14 protein-coding genes are annotated in these 17,488 nt (G+C 65.0%); 13 read left to right on the top strand and 1 reads right to left on the bottom strand.

From position 1 onward, the window contains the following. The first annotated feature begins 4 nt into the window (after positions 1–4). The 13 genes from BCCGELA001_RS28540 to BCCGELA001_RS28480 all read left to right on the top strand — a co-directional run bounded on the left by BCCGELA001_RS28540 (position 5) and on the right by BCCGELA001_RS28480 (position 16,726). A complete protein-coding gene (locus BCCGELA001_RS28540) occupies positions 5–1,438 on the top strand; it encodes a sigma-54-dependent transcriptional regulator (protein ID WP_008557776.1) in 1,434 nt (477 codons plus the stop codon). Continuing rightward, on the top strand, positions 1,431–3,455 hold the full coding sequence (locus BCCGELA001_RS28535; protein WP_008557773.1) for a sensor histidine kinase: 2,025 nt from the start codon (positions 1,431–1,433) through the stop codon (positions 3,453–3,455). The genes BCCGELA001_RS28540 and BCCGELA001_RS28535 overlap by 8 nt, the downstream gene beginning before the upstream one ends. A 342-nt stretch (positions 3,456–3,797) precedes the next feature. Next, complete coding sequence (locus BCCGELA001_RS28530) at positions 3,798–5,450, top strand: OFA family MFS transporter (protein WP_060736846.1); 1,653 nt, start codon at positions 3,798–3,800, stop codon at positions 5,448–5,450. 83 nt (positions 5,451–5,533) lie between these two features. Next, positions 5,534–5,803: a hypothetical protein gene (locus BCCGELA001_RS28525; RefSeq protein ID WP_060736845.1), complete on the top strand. Its 270-nt coding sequence runs from the start codon at positions 5,534–5,536 to the stop codon at positions 5,801–5,803. Positions 5,804–6,083: 280 nt separating this feature from the next. Further along, positions 6,084–7,787 carry an NADH-ubiquinone oxidoreductase-F iron-sulfur binding region domain-containing protein gene (locus BCCGELA001_RS28520; RefSeq protein WP_008557756.1) on the top strand — a complete coding sequence of 568 codons (1,704 nt, stop codon included), beginning with the start codon at positions 6,084–6,086 and terminating at the stop codon, positions 7,785–7,787. Further along, entirely contained in the window at positions 7,784–10,552 is a 2,769-nt protein-coding gene (fdhF, locus tag BCCGELA001_RS28515) for a formate dehydrogenase subunit alpha (RefSeq protein ID WP_060736844.1), read from the top strand. Before BCCGELA001_RS28520 ends, fdhF begins: the two co-directional genes overlap by 4 nt. A 211-nt stretch (positions 10,553–10,763) precedes the next feature. Beyond that, positions 10,764–11,237, top strand: a complete 474-nt coding sequence (gene ybaK / locus BCCGELA001_RS28510; protein WP_008557740.1) for a Cys-tRNA(Pro) deacylase — start codon at positions 10,764–10,766, stop codon at positions 11,235–11,237. A gap of 18 nt (positions 11,238–11,255) precedes the next feature. Continuing rightward, complete coding sequence (locus BCCGELA001_RS28505; RefSeq protein WP_060736843.1) at positions 11,256–12,341, top strand: HupE/UreJ family protein; 1,086 nt, start codon at positions 11,256–11,258, stop codon at positions 12,339–12,341. Between the two features lie 163 nt (positions 12,342–12,504). Beyond that, the gene (locus BCCGELA001_RS28500) at positions 12,505–12,948 is read left to right on the top strand and encodes a hypothetical protein (protein ID WP_008557727.1); all 444 of its coding nucleotides are present in this window, start codon (positions 12,505–12,507) and stop codon (positions 12,946–12,948) included. Then, positions 12,945–13,802, top strand: coding sequence for an alpha/beta fold hydrolase (locus tag BCCGELA001_RS28495; RefSeq protein ID WP_008557724.1), 858 nt, complete (start codon positions 12,945–12,947; stop codon positions 13,800–13,802). The genes BCCGELA001_RS28500 and BCCGELA001_RS28495 overlap by 4 nt, the downstream gene beginning before the upstream one ends. Before the next feature lie 16 nt (positions 13,803–13,818). Then, positions 13,819–15,015 (top strand): ABC transporter substrate-binding protein, encoded by a 1,197-nt coding sequence (locus BCCGELA001_RS28490; RefSeq protein WP_060736842.1) that lies wholly within the window; start codon positions 13,819–13,821, stop codon positions 15,013–15,015. 65 nt (positions 15,016–15,080) lie between these two features. Continuing rightward, on the top strand, positions 15,081–15,962 hold the full coding sequence (locus tag BCCGELA001_RS28485; RefSeq protein ID WP_083543409.1) for an NAD(P)-dependent oxidoreductase: 882 nt from the start codon (positions 15,081–15,083) through the stop codon (positions 15,960–15,962). An 8-nt stretch (positions 15,963–15,970) separates the two neighbouring features. Continuing rightward, positions 15,971–16,726, top strand: a complete 756-nt coding sequence (locus tag BCCGELA001_RS28480) for an IclR family transcriptional regulator (RefSeq protein WP_060736841.1) — start codon at positions 15,971–15,973, stop codon at positions 16,724–16,726. A 4-nt stretch (positions 16,727–16,730) separates the two neighbouring features. Here the strand turns inward: BCCGELA001_RS28480 and BCCGELA001_RS28475 are convergent, their stop codons facing one another. Next, positions 16,731–17,414, bottom strand: coding sequence for a GntR family transcriptional regulator (locus BCCGELA001_RS28475; RefSeq protein WP_008565782.1), 684 nt, complete (start codon positions 17,412–17,414; stop codon positions 16,731–16,733). Positions 17,415–17,488: the final 74 nt, after the last annotated feature.

Below are 17,488 nucleotides of genomic sequence, written 5' to 3'. Positions count from 1 at the left end.
GGGCATGACTTTCTCAACAACGAGGGCAAGCGCAGCCGCAACGCCCGCGGTTGGCCGCGAGCCTGCCGCAAAGCTCGGCAAGACGGCTGCGGGGCCGGAGTTCAGCGCGCTGGCGCAGGCCTCCATCCTGATCGTCGACGACGAGCCGGGCATGCGCAATTTCCTCGTGCGCACGCTGGCACCGCGCTGCAAGCTGGTGGACGAGGCGGCCGACACCGACCAGGCCTCGCGCAAGCTCGATTCCAATCGCTACGACGTCGTCATTCTCGACAACATCATGCCGGGCAAGAATGGCGTCGACTGGCTCGCCGAGCAGCGCGCCGTCGGCTTCTTCGCCGACGCCATCCTGATCACCGCCTATGCCGACCTCGACACCGCGATCCAGGCCCTGCGCGCCGGTGCGGCTGACTTCGTGCTCAAGCCGTTCCGCTCCAACCAGATTCTCAACGCCGTGGCACGGTGCCTCGACCGTGTCCGCCTCCAGCGCGAAAACTACGTCCTGCGCTATGCGTTGCGTGCCTCGTCCGATCGCACCTTCCTGCGCGACAATCTGATCGGACAGTCGGTAGCGACGCTGCGCGTGCGTGAGACCATCGCGCGCGTCGCGGGCCTGCCGACCTCGATCCTGCTCACCGGCGAATCCGGCACCGGCAAGGAAGTGGCGGCGCGCTCGATCCACTCACTGTCCGACCGCGCCGACAAGCCGTTCGTGCCGGTGAATTGCGCGGCGATTCCGCCCGAGATGATCGAGGCCGAGCTGTTCGGACACATCAAGGGCGCCTTCACCGGCGCCGATTCGGGACGCGAGGGCTTATTCCTCTATGCGCATGGCGGCACGCTATTCCTCGACGAGATCGGAGAATTGCCGCTGCCGATGCAGAGCAAGCTGCTCCGCGTGCTCGAGGACCGCCGCGTCCGTCCGGTCGGCTCCGAGCGTGAAGTTCCGGTCGACCTGCGCTTCATCTTCGCAACCAATGCCGAGCTTCAGAAGGAGGTCGAGCGGGGGCGTTTCCGCGCCGATTTGTTCTACCGCCTCAACGTGATGCAGATCCGCCTGCCGCTGCTGAAGGATCGCGGCGACGACGTGCTGGAGCTTGCCGCTATCTTCATGAGCAAGCTGTCGGTCCAGCTCGGCATGCCGCCGGTGCCGATCGACGCTTCGGTGCGGGCGGCGCTCGCGAGCTATGACTGGCCGGGCAATGTGCGCGAGCTGCGCAATCTGATCGAGCGCACGCTGATCCTCGGCGCCTTCCCCGACGATTTCGCCGGTTCCCGCACCGACGGGCAATCGGCGCCGGCCGACAGTCTCGCGGAGCTCGAACGTCGTCACATTCTCGGCGTGCTGAAGGAGGTCAGCGGCAATCGCGAGGAGGCGGCCCGGCGCCTCGGCATCTCGCGCAAGACCATCGACCGCAAATGCGCGTTGTGGGATGTCTGATGCCGCAGGCCGCAGCGGCGAGCGCGTGCGGGGACGCTCCGTCCGCTTCCGGCTGCTCGCGATCGCGCTGCTGCCGATGCTGGTCATCCTGCCGCTGCTGCTCGGCGTCGCGATCTATCGCTGGAACGCGAAATTCGACGCGACCCTGATCTCCAAGGTGAACGGCGATCTCACCATCGCCCACCAATATCTCGCCCGCATCCTGGAGAAGACCGGCGTCCAGCTCCGCGCGCTCGGCCTGTCGGCCCGTTTCCAGGAGGTGCTGGCGCAGGATGCGCGCGGCTCCCTGCGGGATCTGCTCGACGAGACCCGCAAGGAAATCGGTCTCGATTTTCTGTATCTGACCAACGGTCGCGGCGACATCCTGGCCTCATCGCCGCCACTCAAGCAGCAACCGAGAAGTGACTGGCCGATCATCACCTCGGCGCTGTCGGGCGAAGTCCCTGCGACGGGCGTCGATATTTTCGGCAATGACGAGCTCGCCGCGATTTCGCCGGAGCTGGCCGAGCGCGCGCGATTGGACCTCGTGCCGACCCCCAACGCGGTGCCGACCGACCGGAGCGCCGAGACGCGCGGCATGGTCGTGCATGCGGCGAGCCGGGCGATGCTGCCCGACGGTGGTGCCGCGGCGCTGGTCGGCGGCACGTTGCTCAATCAGAATCTCGAATTCATCGACACGATCAACGATCTCGTCTATCGCGCGGCGAGCCTGCCGGAGGGCAGCCAGGGCACCGCGACGCTGTTTCTGGACGACGTGCGTATATCGACAAACGTCCGTCTGTTCGAGGGGCGGCGCGCGCTCGGCACGCGCGTGTCGGCGGCGGTGCGCTCGGCCGTGCTGGGCGAGGGGCGCACCTGGCTCGACAGCGCCTTCGTGGTCAATGACTGGTACATCTCCGCCTACGAGCCGCTGGTCGACAGTTACGGCAAGCGGGTCGGAATGCTCTATGTCGGCTTCCTGGAGAAGCCGTTCAGCCAAGCCAAATACCAGACATTGCTGATCATCATCGCAGCATTCATCGCGATCACCGCGGCGACCGTGCCGATCTTCCTGCGCTGGGCCAGCTCCATCTTCATGCCACTGGAGCGCGTCACGGCGACGATCGGCGAGGTGGAGCGCGGGAATCTTGCCGCCCGCACCAAGATGCCGGTGTCGGGTGACGAGATCGGCCGCGTCGCGGTTCATCTCGACAGCCTGCTCGACCAGATCCAGGAACGCGACCGGCAGCTTCGGGAATGGAATGAGGAGCTGAACGTCCGCGTGCGCGAGCGCACGAGGGACCTCGAGCATGCCAATCTCAAGCTCGAGGCGACCACCAAGCAGCTCATCATGTCGGAGAAGCTGGCTGCGATCGGGGAGATCACTGCCGGCGTCGCGCACGAGATCAACAATCCGATCGCGGTGATGCAGGGCAATCTCGACGTCATCCGCACCGTGTTCGGGGCCGATGCCGACAAGGCGAAGGTCGAGTTTCGCCTGCTCGACGAGCAGATCCACCGGATCAGCCAGATCGTGACCAAGCTGCTGCAATTCGCAAGGCCGGAGGAATATGCCGGCTATGTCGAGCGCCATGCACCGGCCAGCGTCATCTCGGACTGTCTGCCGCTGGTGCAGCATCTTCTGAACAAGACCGAGATCGCGGTGGTCAGGGATGACCGCGCCAGCCGGTTCGTGCTGATGAACCGCAGCGAGCTGCAGCAGGTGCTGGTCAATCTCATCGTCAATGCGATCCATGCCATGCCGGACGGCGGAACGCTGACGCTCCGCTCCTTCGATGCTGAGCGCGAGGGCCATCAAGGCGTCGCCATGGAGGTCACCGATACCGGTATCGGCATGAGCGTCGAGGTGATCGAGAAGATATTCGACGCCTTCTACACCACCAAACGGCGGCAAGGCACCGGGCTCGGCCTCTCCATCAGCCAGACGCTGATCAAGCGTCAGGGCGGACAGATCACGGCCGAAAGCCGCGTCGGCTCCGGGAGCACATTCACGGTGTGGCTGCCGGAAGCGACCTGATTGGACATTTTGTCCGAGGGGTTCAGGACATTCTGTCCTCTGCAATATATTGCATCGCGGGAAGTCATTGAATCGTCACGATGCGATGTCTGGCACGCGCGTTGCTCTTCTCAAGACAGGGTGTTGAGGGGAACGAGGGCGCGAAGCCGTCAGGGCGACGCTGCTTGCGAGGCGAAGGGACGTCACTCGCGATCAGCTGCCTGTTCGGCGCACATGAGGCGATGCGCACCAGACCATTCCACTTCGACATGAAGTCCGACCTGTCATGCGCGGCCGCCAGGCATGCGCGGGGCAGGTCTCAAACCGATGTGCCGGCAAGGCCGCGCTTGGGAGGTGATGCTTATGACGACTGCCGATACCGTTCTTGCACCGGCTGGTGCTCCCGGTTTTCTCGATCGTGAACGCACGATCGCGACGGCCGGCTTCAATCGCTGGCTGGTGCCGCCGGCGGCGCTGTGCATCCATCTGTGCATCGGCATGGCCTACGGCTTCTCGGTGTTCTGGCTGCCGCTGTCGCGCGCGATCGGGCTGAGCGCGCCGAAGGCCTGTCCGGACATGTCGCTGTGGCAGGAGCTGTTCACGACCACTTGCGACTGGAAGGTCGCCAGCATGGGGTGGATGTACACCCTGTTCTTCGTGCTGCTCGGTATCGCGGCGGCGGTCTGGGGCGGCTGGCTCGAGCGCGTCGGCCCGCGCAAGGCCGGCTTCGTCTCGGCGCTGTGCTGGTGCGGCGGCCTCTTCCTCGGTGCGATCGGGATCTACACCCATCAGCTCTGGCTGTTGTGGCTGGGCTCGGGCGTGATCGGCGGCATCGGCCTCGGCCTCGGCTACATCTCGCCGGTGTCGACGCTCGTGAAATGGTTTCCGGACCGCCGCGGCATGGCGACCGGCATGGCCATCATGGGCTTCGGCGGCGGCGCCATGATCGGCGCGCCGCTGGCGAACCTGCTGATGAACTACTTCAAGACCCCGGCCTCGGTCGGCGTCTGGGAGACCTTCGTCGCGATGGGCGTGATCTACTTCGTGTTCATGATGATCGGCGCGTTCCGCTATCGCCTGCCGCCGCCCGGCTGGCAGCCCGAGGGCTGGACCCCGCCGGTCAAGGCCAATGCGATGATCTCGAAGAACAACGTCCATCTCAACGATGCGCACAAGACGCCGCAATTCTGGCTGATCTGGTGGGTGCTGTGCCTGAACGTGTCGGCCGGCATCGGCGTGATCGGCATGGCCTCGCCCATGCTGCAGGAGATCTTCGGCGGCAAGCTGATCGGCCTGCCGGACGTCGGTTTCAACGCGCTGGACGCCGGGCAGAAGGCGCAAATCGCGGCGATCGCCGCGGGCTTCGCCGGATTGCTCTCGCTCTTCAACATCGGCGGCCGCTTCTTCTGGGCCTCGCTGTCGGACAAGATCGGACGCAAGAACACCTACTACACGTTCTTCATCCTCGGCATCGTGCTCTATGCGCTGGCGCCGACCTTTGCGGAGATGGGCTCGAAGCTGCTGTTCGTGGTCGGCTTCGGCATCATCCTGTCGATGTATGGCGGCGGCTTTGCCACCGTGCCGGCCTATCTCGCGGACATGTTCGGCACGCAGTTCGTCGGCGCCATTCACGGCCGGCTGCTGACGGCGTGGTCGACGGCGGGCATCATCGGTCCCGTCGTGGTCAACTACATCCGCGAGTTCCAACTCGCGGCCGGCGTGCCGCGTGACCAGCTCTACAACACCACCATGTACATCCTGTGCGCGATGCTGGTCGCGGGCCTGATCTGCAACTATCTGATCAAGCCGGTCGATGCGAAGTGGCACATGAAGGACGCCGACGTCGCCAAGTTGCAGGCGGCCAGCGCCAGCGCCGCCGCCGCGGGGCCGCACGGCTCGTACGGCATCGGTTTTGGCGGGCTCGACGCCAAGGCGGCGCTGTTCTGGGCGTTCGTCGGCGTTCCCCTGGCCTGGGGCGTATGGAAGACGCTGGAGAGCGCGGTCAAGATTTTCTGATCGCACGTTCATCGCGAGCGGGAGCGCGTCACGCGCTCCCGCCGTTCATTTCTCTTGTTTCAAGCTTACCCCTGGGGGATTCGATGGTTCGTAAACTCGTGTGTGCCGCCGCCGTGCTGCTCGTCGCCGGCGCCCTGCAATCCGCATCCGCACAAACCGCCGCGGCGCCGCCCGCCGCGACCGAGGCCAAGCCCGGCAAGATCAAGCTGAGCGCGCAGAAGCTCAAGGACATGAAGGCCAAGTGGAGCGCCAACAAGTCGAAGCTCAAGGACTGCCGCAAAGACGTGAAGGCCAAGGGCCTCGCGGGCGACGACCGCTGGTTCTATATCGAGGAGTGCATGGGTAAGAGCTGACCCTCAGCATCGGGGCATAGCGAAGCTGCTTCCTCGGAACGGGAGTGCGATAGGATTTCGCTATCGCAGCATAGGATGCCTTTATTGATCTCCGGATCAATTCAGGCTTCGTTCTATCGGTTGGCGCGTTGAACCTACGCAAGGCCGGGTCCGCGTAGCGAACCAGGGTTCATTCTCGGGCCGCGCTTAACTGCTTCAGTCAAAATGATAATCCTCTTGGCATCTGGCATGCCAAGAGCTAGAACTTGAGCCGTTCTAAAGTCGAGATCGAGACGAATCGATGAGCCACGACGTGCATAAGGTCCGCCCGTTCGAGCATCCCGGCGAGGGGCGCCGGCGCGCCAAGGCCACCCCTAAGGGCCGCCAGGTCGATCCGACCGCCGGGCACGAGATCGAGCTTCTGCTCGGCGACCGGCCGCGGCGCCGCGATCTCCTGATCGAATATCTGCACCTGATCCAGGACAAATATCACCAGATCTCGGCTGCGCATCTGGCCGCGCTCGCCGACGAGATGAAGCTGGCCTTCGCCGAGGTGTTCGAGACCGCGACCTTCTATGCCCATTTCGACGTGGTGAAGGAGGGCGAGCCCGACATCGCGCCGCTGACGATCCGTGTCTGCGACTCGCTGACCTGCGCGATGCTCGGCGGCGAGAAGCTGCTCCAGGATTTGCAGAGCGCGTCGGGGGCGGGCATCCGGGTGGTGCGCGCGCCCTGTGTCGGCCGTTGCGATACCGCGCCGGCTGCCGAGGTCGGCCACAATTTCGTCGACCACGCCACGGTCGCCAATGTGATGGCGGCGGCGAAGGCCGGCGACACCCACGCGCATCTGCCCGATTATGTCAGCTACGAGGCCTATGTCGCCGGCGGCGGCTACAAGCTGCTCAATCGCCTGCGCTCCGGCGAACTGTCCAAGGACGACCTTCTGAAATCGCTCGATGACGCCTCGCTGCGCGGCCTCGGCGGCGCCGGCTTCCCGACGGGACGCAAATGGCGCGCGGTGCTCGGCGAACCCGGGCCGCGGCTGATGGCAATCAACGGCGACGAGGGCGAGCCCGGCACATTCAAGGACCGCGTCTATCTCGAAAGCGATCCGCATCGCTTCATCGAGGGCATGCTGATCGGCGCGCATGTGGTGCAGGCTTCCGACGTCTACATCTATCTGCGCGACGAATATCCGGCCTCGCGCGAGATCCTGGAGCGCGAGATCGCAAAGCTGCCGCCGGGCGGTCCGACGCTGCACATGCGCCGCGGCGCCGGCGCTTACATCTGCGGCGAGGAATCTTCGCTGCTGGAAAGCATCGAGGGCAAGCGCGGCCTGCCCCGGCACAAGCCGCCGTACCCGTTCCAGGTCGGCCTGTTCGGGCTGCCGACGCTGATCAACAACATCGAGACGCTATGGTGGGTGCGCGATATCGTCGAGAAGGGCGCCGACTGGTGGAAGGGCAACGGCCGTCATGAGCGCCATGGCCTGCGCAGCTTCTCGGTCTCCGGCCGCGTCAAGAATCCCGGCATGAAGCTGGCGCCCGCTGGCATCACCGTGCGCGAATTGATCGACGAGTATTGCGGCGGCATGGCCGACGGCCATCAGTTCTACGCGTATTTGCCGGGCGGCGCCTCCGGCGGCATCCTGCCGGCGTCGATGGACGACATCCCGCTCGATTTCGGCACGCTGGAGAAATACGGTTGCTTCATCGGCTCGGCCGCGATCGTGATCCTGTCGCAAAAGGACAGCGTGCGCGCGGCGGCGCTGAACCTGATGAAGTTCTTCGAGGATGAGAGTTGCGGCCAGTGCACGCCGTGCCGGGTCGGAACCCAGAAGGCGGCGCTGCTGATGCAGAAGCCGGTCTGGAACCGGGCCTTGCTGGAAGAATTGAGCCAGGCGATGCGCGATGCCTCGATCTGCGGGCTCGGACAGGCGGCATCGAATCCGCTCTCATCGGTGATCAAATATTTCCCTGACGAGTTCAAGGAAGCGGCGGAATGACCAAGATTACGTTCGAGCTCGACGGCAAGCAGGTCGAAGCCAAGCCCGGCGAGACCATCTGGCAGGTGGCCAAGCGTCAGGGTCGCGAGATCCCGCATCTGTGCTATTCGCCGGCGCCGGATTATCGCCCCGACGGCAATTGCCGCGCCTGCATGGTCGAGATCGAGGGCGAGCGCGTGCTCGCCGCATCGTGCAAGCGCACGCCGTCGGTCGGCATGAAGGTGAAGACCGAGTCCGCGCGCGCAACTGCAGCGCAGAAGATGGTGATGGAGCTGCTGGTCGCGGACCAGCCGGCGCGCGAGACCAGCCACGATCCGGATTCGAAATTCTGGCACTGGGCCGAGACGACGGGCGTCACCGACAGCCGCTTCCCCGCCGCCGAGCGCTGGGCGACTGACGCCAGCCACCCGGCGATGCGCGTCAATCTCGATGCCTGCATCCAGTGCGGCCTGTGCGTGCGCGCCTGCCGCGAGGTCCAGGTCAACGACGTCATCGGCATGGCCTACCGCAATCACGGCGCCAAGATCGTGTTCGACTTCGACGATCCCATGGGCGAGTCGACCTGTGTCGCCTGCGGCGAATGCGTGCAGGCCTGCCCGACTGGCGCGCTGATGCCGGCCGTGATGCTGGACGAGAATCAGACCCGCGTCACCTATGCCGACAAGAAGGTGGATTCGCTCTGCCCGTTCTGCGGCGTCGGCTGCCAGGTCACCTACGAGGTCAAGGACGAGAAGGTGATCTATGCGGAAGGCCGCGACGGCCCCGCCAATCACAACCGCCTCTGCGTCAAGGGCCGCTTCGGCTTCGACTACATCCACCATCCGCATCGCCTGACCAAGCCGCTGGTGCGGCTGCCGAATGCGAAGAAGGATGCCAACGATCAGGTCGATCCGGCCAATCCCTTCACCCATTTCCGCGAGGCGAGCTGGGACGAAGCGCTCGACATCGCCGCCAAGGGCCTCGTCAAGATCCGCGACGAGAAGGGCGTGAAGGCGCTGGCGGGCTTCGGCTCGGCCAAGGGCTCGAATGAAGAGGCCTATCTGTTCCAGAAGCTGGTTCGCACCGGTTTCGGTTCGAACAATGTCGACCATTGCACGCGGCTGTGCCACGCCTCGTCGGTCGCGGCCCTGTTCGAAGGCCTGAGCTCGGGCGCGGTGTCGGCACCGTTCGCCGCCGCGATGGACGCCGAGGTCATCATCGTCATCGGCGCCAACCCGACCGTGAACCATCCGGTCGCGGCGACCTTCATCAAGAACGCGGTCAAGCAGAACGGCGCCAAACTGTTCGTGATGGACCCGCGCCGGCAGACGCTGTCGCGCCACGCGACCAAGCATCTGCAGTTCAAGCCGGGCTCCGACGTCGCCATGCTGAACGCGATGATCAACACGATCATCACCGAAGGCCTGACCGACGACCAGTACATCGCGGGCTATACCGAGGGCTTCGACGAGCTCAAGGAGAAGATCAAGGAGTTCACGCCGGAGAAGATGGAGCCGATCTGCGGCATCCCGGCGCAGACCCTGCGCGAGGTGGCGCGGACCTATGCACGCGCGAAATCGTCGATCATCTTCTGGGGCATGGGCATCAGCCAGCACGTCCACGGCACCGACAATGCGCGCTGCCTGATCGCGCTCGCGCTGATCACCGGCCAGGTCGGTCGCCCCGGCACCGGCTTGCATCCGCTGCGCGGCCAGAACAACGTGCAGGGCGCATCCGACGCCGGCCTGATCCCGATGTTCCTGCCGGACTATCAGCCGGTCAGCCGCGACGACCTGCGCGGCAGTTTCGAGAAGCTTTGGCAGCAGGATCTCGATCCCGTCCGCGGCCTGACCGTGGTCGAGATCATGAACGCGATCCATGCCGGCGAGATCACGGGCATGTATATCGAGGGTGAGAACCCCGCGATGTCCGATCCCGATCTCCAGCATGCGCGCCACGCGCTGGCGATGCTCGATCACCTCGTGGTGCAGGACCTCTTCGTCACCGAGACCGCCTTCCATGCCGACGTGATCCTGCCGGCCTCGGCCTTCGCGGAGAAGGACGGCTCCTTCACCAACACCGATCGCCGCGTGCAGCTCGCGCGCCAGGTGATCAAGCCGCCCGGCGATGCGCGGCAGGATCTCTGGATCATCCAGGAGATCGGCAAGCGCATGGGCCTGCCCTGGAACTACGCCGGGCCCGGTGACGTCTTCACCGAGATGGCAGAGCTGATGCCGTCGCTGAAGAACATCACCTGGGAGCGGCTGGTGCGCGAGGGCGCGGTGACCTATCCCGTCGACGATCCGAACAAGCCCGGCAACGAGATCATCTTCACCACGGGCTTCCCGACCGCGAGCGGCCGGGGCAAGATCGTGCCGGCCAAGGTGATCCCGCCGGACGAGATTCCCGACGACGAATATCCGATGGTGCTGTCGACCGGCCGCGTGCTGGAGCACTGGCACACCGGCTCGATGACCCGCCGCGCGCAGGTGCTCGACCAGATCGAGCCCGAGGCGGTCGCGTTCATGTCGCCCAAGGACATGCGCAAGAAGCAGCTCACACCCGGCGACTTCATCCGCCTGGAGACCCGCCGCGGCGCCGTCGAGGTCAAGGTCCGCTCCGACCGCGACGTCCCCGAGAACATGGTGTTCATGCCGTTCTGCTACGCCGAGGCAGCTGCGAACCTCTTGACCAATCCGGCGCTGGACCCGTTCGGCAAGATCCCGGAATTCAAGTTCTGCGCAGCGCGCGCGGAGCGGGCGGTGATGCAGGACGCGGCGGAGTAAAAAGCCGCATCGTCGGCACGACCCGTGCCATACGAACTGCTGTCATGCCCCGCGAAGGCGGGGCATCCAGTACGCCGCGGCGCATCAGTTCATTCACCTCTGTCTCGGAGTACTGGATCGCCCGGTCAAGCCGGGCGATGACAGCGATTGCGTGTGCCGGCGTGTCGCCACATCCCTTCGCTCCTCGCAGCGACGGTGGTAGACATGGCTCATGTCCAAGGTCACCCCCGCCACGCGAGCGCTCACCGCCGCCGGTGTCGCCTTCACCGTCCACAGCTACGACTACGATCCTGATGCCGAAAGCATCGGGCTCCAGGCGGCATCGGCGCTCGGCGAGGACCCCGCGCGCGTCCTGAAGACGCTGATGGCGAAGGTCGACGGCAAGCCGGTCTGTGTGGTCGTCCCCTCCGACCAGGAAGTCTCGATGAAGAAGCTCGCCGCAGCCGCTGGCGGCAAGTCGGCGCAGATGATGAAGCCGCCGGAGGCCGAGCGCGTCACCGGCTACAAGGTCGGCGGCATCAGCCCGTTCGGCCAGCGCAAGCAGGTCGGCACGGTTATCGAGCAGAGCGCGCTTGCGCATGAACTCGTCTATCTCAATGGTGGCCAGCGCGGCTTGCAGGTGCGGCTGAAGCCGGCCGATGTGCGCGGTGTCCTGAAGGCAGTCGTGGCGGATGTGCTGGCGTGAGCGCGATGGAGCGGGATCATGAGGTGGCTGCTTCTGGCGTGGCTCTGGGTGCTGCTCGGCCTTGCACTTCCGGCCGAGGCACATGAGGTCAACCTCGTCACGGCACGTGTGGCGCTGAGCCCTGATCGCACGGTAAGCATCGAGCTCGGATTGAAAGGCAGCGATGTCGACCGCCTGATTGGCACGAAGATTTATGATGCGAGACGAGACGCGGTCGATCCCGCCGCGGTCGAAGCGGTCAAGCCCGCGATCCTCACCTATATGGGCACGCACCTGGCTGTCACAGGCGGTGGCAGGGCCTGCCTGGCCGGAGATGCAGCCATCCTGGCCGACGGTGACGGCATCGTCTACCGCCACAGCTTTGCCTGCGCCGACGCTGCCGGCGACATCATCTACCGCTCTACCGTTCTGACCGAGAAGGACAAGGCTGCGCGACAAGTCGTGCTGATCGCGCAGGGGCGGTTGGAAACGCAGGCTTTGCTGGATGCCGGCAACACGACCGTCACGCTTTCGACTGCGCCGCCGACGCTGTGGTCGACGATGCAGCGCTATGTCATCACCGGCATCGAGCACATCTTCCTTGGCTACGATCACATCGCATTCCTGATCGCCGTGGTGCTGTGGGCGCGACGGCTCGTTCCCGTCGTCAAGATCGTGACGGCCTTCACCGTCGCCCATTCGATCACCTTATCGCTGGCCGCGCTCGATGTTCTCGTCATCCCGGGCCGCATCGTGGAACCTGCGATCGCGGCCTCGATCGTCTTCGTGGCCGTGGAGAACTTCTTCTCGCGCGACGTCGACAGGCGCTGGCGCGTGGCTTTTCTGTTCGGACTGATCCACGGCTTCGGCTTCGCCGGGGTGCTGCGCGAGATCGGGCTGCCGCCGAACGCAGCGGTGCCGGCGCTCGCCGCTTTCAACATCGGCGTCGAGATCGGGCAGGTCGCGATCGTCGCGGTCGCGTTGCCGATCCTCCGTCTCGCCGATCGACTGAGCGCTGCAAGCCGGTCCGAGCCGGTGAGGGAAGTACGACTGGTTTACGCGCTGTCGGCTGTCATCGGTCTCCTCGGCAGCTATTGGCTGCTCGCGCGCGTCTTCGAAGCTTGAGACCAAGCCGACCCGCGGCTGGACAAGCTCATCGCCGCGGCGCCCCGCCTCCCGCATCGGAAGAAACTCCTGCGCACTTGAGTTCGCTCGCAAGCCCTGTATAGAACTGGAATAGAAATAGAATATCGTTCTGTTGCATAGAACGAACGCGAGGGACGAAACGATGGAAGCCGAACGCGACCGTCCAGACGACGATTCACCGGTGCCGTTCACACCCGATGCTGTCATCGCGGCCTTCCAAGCGATTCCCGACCTCCTCGCCCACGACGAGGCCCTGGCTGCCCGCGGGCGCTGGCTGGATGTCGATTGTCTGCTCGGGCCGAGCACGCAGCCATTTCATCTGTCCATTCGCGCAGGACGGATCGTGGAGATGGCGCCGGCGCCGGTGCTGATGCGCTCCTGGCGTTTCTCCTATCGCGCGACGCCCGCCGCGTTCGCGGCATACTGGCAACGCATGCCGCCAGCGGGCTGGCACGACCTGCTGGCTTTGACCAAGCGCGGGCAGGCCACACTCGAAGGCGATCTGCATCCCTTCATGGCACATCTTCAGTACTTCAAGGATCTCCTGGCGCTGCCCCGGCAGAACGATTTTGGAGGCGTGTCATGAGCGGCTTCATCGAGCCGATCGTCGGGCGCTACGTGCATGTCGACATCGATGGCGAGATCAACAGGATCTATTTCGAGGAGAACGGCAGCGGCATTCCCCTGGTTTGCCTCCACACCGCCGGCTCCGACGCGCGGCAGTGGCGACATTTGCTCGTGGATGACGAGTTCACTAAACACTTCCGCGTCATCGCCTTCGACATGCCCTGGCACGGCAAGTCCAATCCGCCGGACAGCCAGTATGGCAGCGAATACCGGCTGACCACCGCGAGCTATACCGCGACGGTCCGCGCCCTCTGCAATGCGCTCGGGTTGGACCGGCCGGTGGTGATGGGATGCTCGATCGGTGGCCGCATCGTGCTCAATCTCGCCATTGAAAACGCCCGCGAGTTTCGCGCTCTGATCGGGCTCGAGGCCGCGGACTTCCAGCAGCCCTGGTACGACACGGCTTGGCTGAACCGGCCCGACGTTCATGGCGGCGAGGTCTGCGCTGCCTTGGTGTCGGGTTTGATCGCGCCCGGCGGCCCCGAAGTTGCACGTGACGAGACGTTGTGGGGCTATAAGCAGGGCGGCCCCGGCATCTTCAAGGGCGATCTCTATTTCTATCGCGTCGATGGTGATCTTCGCGGACGCACGGGCAGCATCGATGTCAACCAGTGCCCGCTTTATCTGCTGACCGGCGAATACGATTTCTCCTGTACGCCGGAAGACACGCTGCGGACCGCCGCCGGCATTCCCGGCGCGGAGGCCACCGTGATGGAGCGGCTTGGCCATTTTCCCATGAGTGAAAATCCAGATCAGTTCCGCCGCTACATTGCGCCGGTGCTGCAAGACATTCTCGATAAGCAAAAGTCGTAAACGGGAGGCGTATGTTATGAAGTTTGGTTGGATGATCGCGGCCGTTCTGGCTGCACAGACGGGTGCCGCGGTTGCGGCCGACAATGTGATCAGGATCGGCGTCCTCAACGACCAGTCCGGTGTGTTCGCGGACAATGGCGGCCGCGGCTCGGTCGCCGCCGCAAAGCTCGCCGCCGAGGATTTCGGCAGCGAGCTGCTCGGCAAGAAGATCGAGATCATTTCGGCCGATCATCAGAACAAGCCTGATATTGCATCGGCCACCGCGCGAAAGTGGTTCGACAATGAGGGCGTCGACATGATCGCGGACGGCGCGGCCTCCTCTGCCGGCTTTGCCATCCTCGAAGTTGCCAAGCAGAAGAACAAGATCTTCGTCATCTCCGGTCCGGGCTCGTCCGATTTCACGGGGAAGGCCTGCTCGCCTGTCAGCTTCCACTTCAACTACGACACCTACGCGCTGTCGAAGCTGACCAGCGACGCGATCACGCGGGCCGGGGGCAAGACCTGGTACTTCGTGACGGCCGACTACGCCTTCGGCCACGCGCTTCAGCGCGATGCCACGAAGTTCATCGAAGCCGCCGGCGGCAAGGTGATCGGCTCCGCCGCGCATCCGCTCGGCACCGCCGATTTTGCCTCCTTCCTGCTGCAGGCGCAGGGCTCAAAGGCGGACGTCGTTGGGCTCGCGACGTCGGGCGCGGACGTGCAGACCGCGATCAAGCAGGCGGGCGAGTTCGGCATCGTCGAGAGCGGCCAGAAGCTTGCCGGCCTGCTCGTCTTCATCACCGACGTGAATTCGCTGGGCCTGAAGGTCACCCAGGGCTTGCAGGTGACGACTTCGTTCTACTGGGACCTCAACGAGCAGACCCGCGCCTGGTCGAAGCGCTACGCCGCCCTGATGGACGGCAAGGTCGCGAGCATGGTGCAGGCCGGCGTCTATAGCGGCGTCCATCACTACCTCGCCGCCGTGAAGGCAGCCGGCACCACCGATGCGACCGCCGTCGCGGCCAAGATGCACGAGTTGAAAGTCAACGACATGTACAACAAGGACGTTGCCATTCGGCCCGACGGGCGCGTGCTGCACACGATGTATCTGGTGCAGGTGAAGAAGCCGGAGGAGTCCAAATACAAGTTCGACTATTACCGGGTCGTCAGCTCCAAGCAGGGCGAAGAGGTGTTCCGGCCGATGAGCGAAGGCGGCTGCCCGCTGGTGAAGTAACTGCGTCGGCCGGGCGGGATCGACACCCGCCCGGCTGCGCAGGATTTTCGAGGGAGAGTTAAGGAATGTCTGGTTCGATTGGGTTCATCGGTCTTGGCGTCATGGGCGAGCCGATCTGCCGCAACCTGTTGCGCAAGAGCGGCCGGGCGGTGCTTGCGTTCGATCTCGCCGCGGAGCCGCTGGCGCGGATCGTTGCCGACGGAGCGACGGCGGCGAAGTCGGTCGGGGATCTCGTCGCCGGCGCAGAGACGATCTTCCTGTGCCTGCCCAGCGCCAAGCACGTGATGTCGGTCTTCGAGGGCATCCTGCCGGTGATCAAGCACGGTCAGACCGTGATCGATCTCGGCACGTCCGACGTCGGCCAGACGCGTTCCTTCGCCAGGCAGCTTTCGGACAAGGGCGCGCTCTGGATCGATGCGCCGATCGCGCGAACCCGCCAGGCGGCGCAGGATGGCACGCTCAGCGTCATGGTCGGCGCGACAGAACAGCAGTTCGCGGCGGTCGAGCCGCTGATCCGGCATTTCGCGACCGATGTCACCCTTTGCGGCGGGACCGGCGCGGGGCAGGTGACGAAGATCCTCAACAACATGGTGCTGTTCGAGACCGTCAATGCCCTGGCAGAGGCGGTTGCGATCGCCAAGCACAGCGGCGTCGAGCCGAAGCTGTTGCTGGAGACGCTGTCCAAGGGATCGGCGGACAGTTTTGCGCTGCGCAATCACGGCATGAAGGCGATCGTCGCCAAGGAGTTTCCGCTGCGCGCCTTCTCGACCGAATACGCCATGAAGGACCTTTCCTACGCGCTGGAGCTGGGTGCGCAGGCCGGGCTTAACCTGCGGGGCGCTGCGCTGATGCGCACGATCTTCCAGGAGACGATCGACAAGGGCATGGGCGATGCGTATTTTCCGGTCATCGCAAAGCTCATCGATCCCTCCGGATTTCCGCAATAGGAGACCCCATGCCTTCGCCCGGCGTCGCAGCCGTCGACCGCGCTCTGAGCATCCTGGCGGCCTTCGAGGATGCGCCGGAGCCGATGACGCTGGCGGAACTCGCCCGGCGTACCAAGATGTACAAGAGCACGCTGTTGCGGCTGATGACGTCGCTCCAGGATTTCGGCTATCTCGTGCAGTTCGCCGATGGTCGCTATCATCTCGGCCCGACGCCCTTCCGGCTCGGCGCGGTCTATCAGCGGAGCAACAATCTGCATGACCGGGTGGTGCCGCTGTTGCGCCAGCTCGTAGCTGATGGCACCGAGAGCCCGTCGTTCCACGTCCGGCATGATGCCAAGCGCCGGCTCTGTGTCTTTCGCGTCGATTCCCAGCATTCGACGCTCGACCGGGTCGAGGCTGGCATGCTGCTGCCGCTCGACCGCGGCGCCGCCGGCCGGGTCATCCTCGCTTTCGACGAAGAGAAGGGCGAGGGCTACGACGAGATCCGAGAGGGCTGCATCGCAGTGTCTTTCGGCGAGCGCGATCCCGATTGCGCCGGGCTGGCCTGCCCGGTGTTCGGTCCTGGCGGCAAATGCGCCGGTGCCTTGTCGCTCTCGGGGCCGAAGCCGCGCTTCACGCGGGACAACATCAAATCGATGACGTCGCTGTTGCTGAAAGCCGCGATCCGCCTGACGCGCGCGCTCGGCGGTCCGACCGAGCTGCTCGACAAAGCTCTGCCGGCGCCGGCTGAAGAGGCGCGTCCCGCGCGCAAGGCCAGGCGATAGTCGTCTATTGCTTCTGCAACAGCTTGAGCCGGCAACGCAGCGCCTCGCGAATATGCGCGCGCGCGAGCAGTTCGGCCTTGTCGCCGTTGCGCGCAGCGATCGCATCGATGATCTTCCGATGCTCGCCGTGACTGGTCGTCGGGCGGCCTGACACGGTGAAGGTGGTCGGGCCGAGCAGCGCGATCCAGTCCTGCAGTTCCCGCGAGGCGTTGTCGAGATAGCGGTTGCGGGCGGCACGGCAGATAGCCTCATGGAAGGCGCGGTTGAGCCGCGCCATCTCAGCCGCCTCGGTCTCGGACGCCTCGACGAAGGCCTGCTCGATATCCCTGAGCGCATCGATCTCGGTGGCAGAGGCGTGCTCGGCGGCGAGGCGCGCGGCAGCGCCTTCCATGATTTCGCGCATGGCGTAGAGCTCGAGCACCTCGGAGATGTCGAGATTGCGGACGATCAGCCCGCGGCCGCCGGCAGGCTCGACGAAGCCGCGCGCGGCGAGGCGCCCCAGGGCTTCGCGAACCGGTGTGCGGCTCACCTTCAGTCGCTGCGCGACCTCTTCCTCGCGCAGGCGGTCGCCGGCCCGGTAGCTGCCGGCCTGGAGCGCCTCGCACAGCGACCGGAACACGGCTTCGCCCAAGGCGACGCCGCCACCGCGCGCGAGCGATCCACCTGCTTTTGCCGGGCGTCTGGCCATGATCCCTCGATGCGCATCCTGCCCATGCAGAGACGCCGCTTGCACGGCTTATGTATATCTTTGTATACAAAAGT

Source organism: Bradyrhizobium sp. CCGE-LA001 (assembly GCF_000296215.2).
Lineage (GTDB): Bacteria > Pseudomonadota > Alphaproteobacteria > Rhizobiales > Xanthobacteraceae > Bradyrhizobium.
Note: the sequence above shows the minus strand (reverse complement) of the source record. Positions and strands in the feature narration are given on the sequence as shown.